The 1,460-nt window shown below is 28.2% G+C and carries 1 protein-coding gene; it reads left to right on the forward strand.

The features are described from left to right. Window positions 1–288 precede the first annotated feature (288 nt). The gene (locus KO500_RS08250) at window positions 289–1,242 is read left to right on the forward strand and encodes a Fic family protein (protein WP_215956062.1); all 954 of its coding nucleotides are present in this window, start codon (window positions 289–291) and stop codon (window positions 1,240–1,242) included. Window positions 1,243–1,460: the final 218 nt, after the last annotated feature.

Genomic DNA, 1,460 nt, shown 5'->3' on the forward strand with positions numbered 1-1,460 from the left:
CGAAATAAAACGCTGTACAACAATGGCTATAGTTAATACGGGTTTTGGTGCTTAATCCAAAGTTTAGAGCTTTCAACCAAGTCCGCCAAATCTTTTGATTTGGCTTTAAAACAAAAAAGATAAAACAAAATAAAAAGTTTTGGCTAAGTGCTTAATCGGAAATTTAGTAATTTTAATTCCCGCACTAACCATAGCCTAAACGTTGTGCCCAATTAAAAAATCACGTTTCATAAGATAATTCAGATTAAATGATTGTATCTTTGATAGTATCAAATGATAGTATCACAAATGAAACCACCTTACGAAATAACATCTTCTATTTTAAAATTAATAACTTCCATTTCAGAGAAAATAGGAGAAGTAAATGCTAATTTATTAAACAAACCTTCACCGAAATTGAGAAAACAGAATAGAATAAAAACTATTCATTCGTCTCTAAAAATAGAAGGAAACACACTTACAGAAGAACAAATAACAGCACTTCTTGAAAACAAAAGAGTTATTGGTCCTAAAAAAGATGTTCTTGAAGTTTTAAATGCAATTAAAATCTATGAAAACTTAGAAGATTATAATCCTTCAAATGAAAAATCCTTTTTAAAAGCCCATCAAAACTTAATGGAAGGTTTAATTGAAAATTCTGGAAAATATAGAAATCAAAGTGTCGGAATTGTAAAAGGCTCAAAAGTTGAGCATTTAGCACCACCTTTTGGAAATGTGCCATACTTAATGAAAGACCTTTTTGAATATTTGAAAAAGTCTGATGAAATTGAATTAATTAAAAGTTGTGTTTTCCATTACGAAATGGAATTTATACATCCATTTTTGGATGGAAATGGTAGAATGGGAAGATTATGGCAAACTTTAATTTTAATGGAAAAATATCCAATTTTTGAGTTTTTGCCTTTTGAAACTCTAATTAGTAAAGACCAGGAAAAATATTACAAGTCTTTAGCAGAAAGTGATAAATCTGGAAAGTCAACAAAGTTTATTGAATATATGCTAAACGTTATTGATATTTCAATAAGTGAACTATTAGATTTCAATAATCGAACGTTAAATGAAAAAGATAGATTAGAATATTATGTTTCATTAAATAAAACTGATTTCACAAGAAAAGATTATATGGATATTTTTAAAGATATTTCTTCAGCAACTGCGAGTAGAGATTTAAAAAAAGGAGCTGAATTAAATTTATTTGAAAAAATAGGAGAAAAAAATAAGACAATCTATCGTTTAAAATAACTGGGCACAACAACGTGTATATTTAATTGCTTTATTGAGCCTACTTGTGAATATTCCTTCGGAATATTCACAGGTTCGTAAAAGTTTACTAATTTAGTTGCTAAACCACGCAACTAACCATACACAAACACTTTACCAGCAATTATGACCCGTCCTGAATAAAGGCTACATAATTTTAAACATTATGTATAAAAATGATAAAGTAATTAGACGGTACT

Origin of the sequence: Cellulophaga baltica, from assembly GCF_018861125.1 — a bacterium.
Lineage (GTDB): Bacteria > Bacteroidota > Bacteroidia > Flavobacteriales > Flavobacteriaceae > Cellulophaga > Cellulophaga baltica_A.